Origin of the sequence: Paenibacillus sp. E194 (genome assembly GCF_000935845.1) — a bacterium.
Classification (GTDB): Bacteria; Bacillota; Bacilli; order Paenibacillales; family Paenibacillaceae; genus Paenibacillus_B; species Paenibacillus_B alvei_B.
In genome coordinates, this window is the sequence record NZ_JMDX01000258.1 from 1 (window position 1) to 7,601 (window position 7,601).

General features: G+C 39.9%; 3 protein-coding genes and 1 pseudogene. All 4 read right to left on the reverse strand.

All coding sequences use genetic code 11. From position 1 onward, the window contains the following. Positions 1 to 528: condensation domain-containing protein (locus tag AZ66_RS33425; protein ID WP_044357235.1), on the reverse strand; the 528-nt coding region annotated here is incomplete at its 3' end. Continuing rightward, the gene (locus tag AZ66_RS24360; protein WP_442950319.1) at positions 519 to 1,439 is read right to left on the reverse strand and encodes a condensation domain-containing protein; all 921 of its coding nucleotides are present in this window, start codon (positions 1,437 to 1,439) and stop codon (positions 519 to 521) included. The genes AZ66_RS24360 and AZ66_RS33425, both read right to left, overlap by 10 nt. A gap of 159 nt (positions 1,440 to 1,598) precedes the next feature. Further along, positions 1,599 to 6,025: pseudogene (locus AZ66_RS24365) on the reverse strand (aminotransferase class III-fold pyridoxal phosphate-dependent enzyme); the annotation flags it as partial. Continuing rightward, positions 6,022 to 7,601 (reverse strand): type I polyketide synthase (locus AZ66_RS24370; protein WP_231587028.1); only part of this gene is annotated, 1,580 nt, incomplete at its 5' end. The gene AZ66_RS24370 and the pseudogene AZ66_RS24365, both read right to left, overlap by 4 nt.

Here is a 7,601-nt window from a genome sequence, read left to right on the forward strand (position 1 = left end):
GTCTGCAATGAGTATGGCTTCGATATCCAGACAATGTGTGCTTATAAGAGGCTTGGAGGAGTAGTCTCCGTAACCAAGATTCGTGATTTCGAGTCCATTTTCTCTTGTATCCTGATCTATTTTACATACATAATTGAATCTAATTTCAGGTTCTACATGGTTCAAGTCTGCGTTGGACACATACTTGATGATTTCATAGAACCTTCCCTGATTCGGAATTTGTCGCAGCATGTCTTTCGTATGTTTGATCGTATCACCGAGATCATCGTAAGCTTTAAGAACGACTGGAAATTGTGTACGGAAACTCCCTACGGTTCTGCTAATATCCATAGGCCGTAACCATTCTTCCCTACCCTGGCCAATCAAGCTAATCAATGTATTCTCTTCTTTTGTCCAGTCACGAATCGTCAGGGCTAAGGCAGCTAATAAAATATCAAGGAAATTTGTGTGGTATGCTTTATTGATCTGTTCCAGTAAATCTCCGGTAACTTGTACACCAAGCTCTTGAACTTGTTTGTTCAATTCCATGCAAGTTTACCTCTCTCCCTTGGCAATTTTTTGATGTCTGTGTCATATAAGCTTTTCCAATATTCAGCCTGTCTCTTCACACTGTAGGAGTTTTCATATTCATTCAGTTTGTCAGACCATTCCTTGAAGGATATCGTTTTCTCAGCAAAAACGATGTTTAATCCCTTTTCCATTTGCATGTAAGCGTTTGCGAAATCTTCTAGCACAATTCCCCAAGATACCTCATCGATTACAAGCCCATGAATAACAATTAATAATTTGTCCCCTGCGTTCATTTTGAATAAGCCCAGTTTAACCAACGGCCCTTCTTCAAGATCAATGTGGCTTTGAAGCTCCATGCATTTTGCTGTAACTTCTTGATCTGATACATTCTCATATACATTCAAGTCATACAGACTTTGTTCGATACCTCGATTGATTTGAACGACATTGCCGTTATCATTCTTATACACCATTCTTAATGCATCATGGTGAGCGAGTAATTTATTAAACACTTCCTTTATGATGTTAACCTTAAAGCCCTCGGCCTTATATAACATCTTCGCCTGGCCCCAGTGATATTGATCCTTACCTTTTTGTTCAAAGTACAACCTTTGGATGGGCGTTAATTTAACTTCTCCAGCTAACGGTTCCTGACCATGCTTGGTGTGCTGCTGCTCTACAAATTTTACTAGCTGCTTAATCGTTGGGTTTTTGTATAAATGATCAACGTCAAAGCTGTATCCTTTTGCTCTGGCACGCGATATAAGCTGAATAGCTTTAATTGAATCTCCACCCATTTGAAAGAAGTCATCGTTAATGCCAATTGGATTTGAGTCCAAAGTTTTCTCCCAAACTTTAGCAAGCACCTCTTCTATTTCATTACGCGGAGCCTCATAGCTTAAACCTGTGCCGACACGATCTGTAAGCACTGGTAATGCATCACGATCTGGTTGTCCGTCCGAAATAGGCTTGTCTGTTTCGTCTAGTTCGATGCCCGCAAAATCCTTGAGTTTAAGAATAGAGTTGTCGTTATTATCGTTATGGGTAATAAACTCTAAGATGCTCTTATAGTATTGGCCCCATTTTTCGATAGTCTCTTCTTTAAATAGGCTTGTTTTATAAGTCATGCCAATATGAAATAAGCCATTTTCCTCAAGAATTTCAATGACAAAATCAAAATCAGATAATTTGATCTTATAGTCATATGCTGCAATCTCTAAGTTATCTATCGTTAATACTCGTTCATCCGTTTTTTCATAGACAAACCTGACATTAAGGAAGCCTTCTCTACTATTATTCGCTTTTTTAATGAGACTTGCCAGAAAGTTGTACGGATAATACATATGGGAATAAGCTTCTAAACAATTTTGTTTACTTCTTTTACAAAGTCATTGAATGTCTTATCATCCGATAGATTGTTTTTAAGGACAATCGTGTTCGTGAACATACCGATACTTTCATTAAAAGCTCCATCTGCTCGATTCGTCACAGGGGTGCCTATACATATGTCATCATTTCCAGTCAGTTTTTTAAGCAAAAGATTAAATCCTGCAGCTAATAACATAAACAATGAGCACTTATAGCGCTTAGATACTAATTTCAAATCGTGAACCAATTCTGAACCAAGCTTCATATGGACTGTATTTGCCGTAAAATCTGACTCTACCCCTACCGGAAAATCGATTGGCAACTTCAGTGCATTCATATCTCCCGATAACTTGCTTAGCCAGTATTGTTCACTTTGCTTCTTCTCGTTCGACAGCATGTACTGAGTTTCCCATTCCACAAAATCTCTATACTGCTTGTCTACCGGTAGAAGACGTTCATTTGCATACAATTGCATAAATTCTTTCACAAATATGTTCATCGAAATTCCATCTGCTATCGAATGATGAAAATTAAAAATTAGCGTGCCCTCATTGTCTGCCTCATTGATCAAAATGACCTTAAACAAAGGAGCTTCTGATAGATCAAATGGTGTAACTAATTTTTCAATTAAATCCTCTATATTCTCTTGGATGTCCTTTTTGACTACGTCGATCTTAAAGTCCACATGCTCAAGTATCTCCTGTTTAAATTCCCCATCCTCAACAAATAAGCGCGTTCGCAAGCTCTCATGACGATTAATGACTTCATTAAAGATACTCTCAAATTTATGACGATCCAGCATCCCTTTGACCTTTAATACGTTCACCATGTTGTATGGATCATTTTTGCTGATTGAACTTAACGTATATAGTCGTTGTTGGATTAATGACATGGGCACAACGGGCTGCCGTACTTCCATTTTGGTGGGACTAACCTGTTCGATTGTACATTGGCTCAAGGGGGATTTACCCAAATAGCCAGCTTGACTCATCTCTTCAATAGTCATTTTTATGGCATTAAATATATACTCGATATCTTCATCCGAATGCTCGGTAGAAAAGAAGCAATTCCGTCCTTCCCAGACATAAACCCCTTTCTCCAATAAACCAAAGAAGAATATTTCAAAATCTCCTCGAAACACAAATCTGAATAATGAACCGAAGTTAACTGCTTTTATTGGGACTTGATTAGCCTCAAAATAAGCGTTTACCCGATTCACAAAATCATTCGTTTTTTTATTCAGCCTGTCGTAAAGCGTGTCCTTGTTCTCTGTGATATAGGTCAATGAAGCATGAGCCGCAGCCATGGCCAATGGATGGTGAGAGAAAGTCCCTGCTACAAATGTTCGTTTCTCCTCACAAGGCGGAACCGATGTATCACCATAGCTCCACATGCCCCCATCGATACAGTCCAGAAACTCTGACTTACCAGATACCACCCCGATAGGCATTCCACCACCAATGACCTTGCCATAGGTTACGATATCTGCCTTGATGCCAAAATACTCTTGAGCTCCGCCTGCACAGATTCTAAAACCAGTAATGATCTCATCGAATATGAGTGCAATATCATTCTCTTCCGTGATTTTCCTCAATTTCTTAAGGAACTCCTTGGGCTGAACATCAGGTTTTCTGCTTTGAACGGTCTCAACTAAGACACCAGCTATATCATTTGCGTGATTTCTTATATATTCTAATGAAGCCTCTTGATTGTAATTCAGTACCACTAAGTCACTTACTATGCTATCCATAATTCCTGGCGCTAAAGGGATCGTCGTCAGGCTGCCATCATTCCCAATGGAAGATAATCCAAGCAAGCCATCAAAGGTACCATGATAGGAGCCTGCAAAAGTTACAATCTTCTTCTTGCCTGTACTTGCACGAGCTATTCGTACAGCCACCATATTGGCTTCTGTTCCTGAGTTATAAAAGGCCACTCTCTCCACGCCTGTGAGCTGACTTATCTGTTCTGCAACGGTACCCGCCAGCCTTCCCATTGGACCCAGAGGCATTCCTCTATCGAGTTCATCCCTTAATGCTTTATCGATAAAGCTCGGGTTATGGCCAAGCAGGTTAACACCAAAGCCCATCGTTAAATCAATGATGTTATTTCCATCTATGTCGCGAAGCTTTGCCCCTTGCCCGGTTTCAGCGACAATCTGATATATCATTTCTTTCATGACAGGTCTAAATCCCGCTACATTTCGATTATTGGCATATACCTTTCTATATCTTTGAATATTCTCTTTAGACTTTTGGGAATAGCGTGTATATTTTTTCTCTATGTTCCGAATATAGGTTAACTGTAAATCATTAAAATTCTCATTATCGATTAAATCCAGTTTTTTGTAGGGAACATAGTAGCTTTTTGTATCTGCCGTCAGTGAGGCTGCTTTCGGGATGCTCACACTGACCTGATCATGCTTTACGCTTGACAGCTTGTGATCTGTCAATTGAGGAGTGCTTACATTACTTAGATTCGTTAGATTCGTTAGATTCGTTAGATTCTTTAAAATACCAAGCTGTTCCTCCATAATTTCCATTTGCTTCGTAAAGATATTCTGTATCGCACCCATGTCATCAAGCGCACTCAACGGGGAACTTTGATCCTTACTCGTCGCTGTTAAGCTATGTACTGGCTCGGCATCCGATATTGTATTCAGATTCTCATCGTTCACAGGTTCTGAAATAGTTTGGTTATCGTCTGTCGGCCAATCAACGTGCTTGCTGATATGCTCGGTTATCTTTTCAACTGTATCCAGGTTAATAAAAAACTCATTTAATGTGATTGAAATGTTAAATTTATTCGTAATTTGTTTATTGAGCTGTATCAGCACTAGAGAATCAAAACCAAGTGTAAGCAGGTTCAGGTCATCTTCGATTTCTTCGACTTTTAACCCGGTCAGCACTTTTATGATTTCTTTTAATTCTGATTTAACTTTCTCCTTATAGTTAGATTTCAAATTACTGGTACTATTTTGAGACGTTTGTGAAAGTGAAAGCTGCGTTTGTTGTAAAATTTGAGGAAGTTCTTTTATCTCCATGACTAATTCCGTTGCTTTCTCTTTATCACCTGCATTACGATCCATTCTTTTTACCTCTTTCCAGAGCTCCTTCTTTTGAAATGGATAATTTGGAAGCATTACTCTTTTTTTGCTGTAGGATTTATAGAATGAATTCCAATCTAGATCCATTCCGTTCATAAACAGATCAGAAACGGAGTTAAAGAATTGGGTATAGTCTTCCGCTTCTCTTCTCATGGAAGATATGAACAGGATGTCGTTATCATTAATGCATTGGTTAGCCAGCCCCCTCAGGGTTGCGTCTCCCCCAATTTCAATAAAGATATCCACACCAAGTCGTTTTGCTTCTAGAACGGCACTCTGGAAATCAACCGTTTTGGATAGATGCTCCACCCAGTACTTTCTGTCACCTAGTAACTCCTCGTTTTCCAGTTTACCGGTAATGCTGGATATCATCGCTATCTGTAGATTGGAAAATGCAATATCGCCAATGCTATTCTCATACATGTTTTCATAATCCTTCATCAGCGAGGAGTGGTAGGGATGAGGAATTTTGAGCTTATTATAAAAGACTCTGTGTTTGGCTATCAGGGTATCAATAACGATATCTACCTCATTACTTCGGCCCGATATCGTAACATTGTCAGGTGCGTTTATTGCAGCAATCGAAACATTTTTGCATCCGCTTTCCTCCAATGCAGCTCTTACGTACTCCACATTCGTAAGGATGACGACCATCTTGCCTTCCACATCAATGGACTCCATCATTCTTCCACGCTGGGCAATCATCAGGATGACATCATCCAAGCTTATTAGTCCTGCATAGCATGCTGCAGCATATTCACCGATACTATGACCAATGACAATGGTTGGTTTAACACCTAAGCTATCCCAAAGTTTGGTTAACGCGTACTCAATGGAGAATATAATCGCTTGTGAATATAGCGGTCTACTAAGCAGCGTTGCATCATCCCCATAAATTCCATCAAGTATCGATAGGCCCAGTATTGCTTTAAACTTTTCATTACACAGATTCATCGTTTCTCTGAATATACGTGATGTTGTGTAAAACTCTTTAGCAATGCCTTCGTAGATTGAACCTTGGCCTGTAAATAAAAAGGCTATTTTTTATTGTTACCCGTACTTTTTTGGATCAAAATCTCGTTGTCGGTATTGTTTAGTACCTGATCCATATTAGCTAACAGATCCTCTTTGCTTTTGCCAACTGCTGAGAATCTGTAGTTCAAGAACGAACGGCTAATGTTTGACGTATACGTGATATCTCTTATGGAGCTTTCATCCTGTAACAACTGTTTCTTGATGGAGCTTACATACTCTTTTAGAGCCTTTTCATTTTTTGCTGATAAGGTCAATAGATGACTCGGTAATTCGTCCAATTGTTCCCCCTTGTCTTGAGGAGGCTCTTCAAGGATGACATGCGCCAAGGTTCCACTAAACCCAAATGAACTGATACCTGCTCTTCTAACCCCGTCAGGCTTATGCCAGTCCATAAGCTTATCCGCGATTCTTACCTTATCCCATGAAATGTTCTTGTTGGGGTTCTTATGATAAATGTTGGGCAGGAGTTTTTTGTTTTCAAGAGAAGAAATAACTTTAATCAGTCCGGCCATCCCAGCAGCAGCTTCTAAATGTCCAACATTAGGTTTAACAGATCCGATCAGAATATTGTCTTTTTTACTCTTAAAAACCTCTGAAAGAGCTTCGACTTCAATCAGATCACCTAATGCAGTTCCCGTTCCATGCGTCTCAATATAATCGATATCATCCGCTGTTACTTTCGCATTATGAAGTGCCTGGTTGATTACTCTTTGTTGAGACAATCCATTCGGAGCTGTAAAGCCATTTGACTTACCATCCTGTCCGATCGCGATACCCTTTACCAGTGCTGCGACTTCATTGCCTGCATGTTTAGCATCATTTAACCTTTTCAGTATAATGACACCGCAGCCCTCTCCTCTTCCAAAACCATCTGCCTCATGATCAAAAGCCTTGCATTTTCCATCCTTACTTAACCCATTGAATTTTGATAGTCCTATAAATGTCTCTGGTGTGAGTATTAGATTAGCGCCTCCAACAATGGCCATGTTGCATTGGTTATTCCTCAAACTGTCTACGGCCATATTCAATGCTGAAATGGAAGACGAACAAGCCGTATCACAAGTCACCGCAGGTCCTTTGAAATCATAAAAGTACGATACTCTTCCTGCTGCCGATCCAAGTGAGGCTCCCACCATAGAGTAAGGCGTTATATCGGTCGCATCGCCTGAATACAATTCGGCATTGGCATATTCACAAGAACTGATTCCGATAAATACACCTGTCTTACTTCCTTTCAGCATTTCTATATTCAGAGCTGCATTCTCCATAGCCTCCCAGCTGACCTCTAATAAGAGCCTGTGCTGCGGATCTATTGAGGCAGCCTCTATGGCGGATAAGCCGAAATGAATATTATCAAATTCTTTTATATTATCACGCAAAAGTGATGCGTTTTTGGTTATCATTTTCCCTTCTTCGTCAGGGTTATCGCTGTAGTAGAGACGATAATCAAACCGATCTGATTTGATTTCTGCGACGGTATCTAACCCGTTAGCCAATACATGCCAGAATCCTTCAGGATTCCAAGCGTCACCTGGGAAGCGGCACGAATAACCTATTACAGCGATTTCTTCATTGCTTTTTT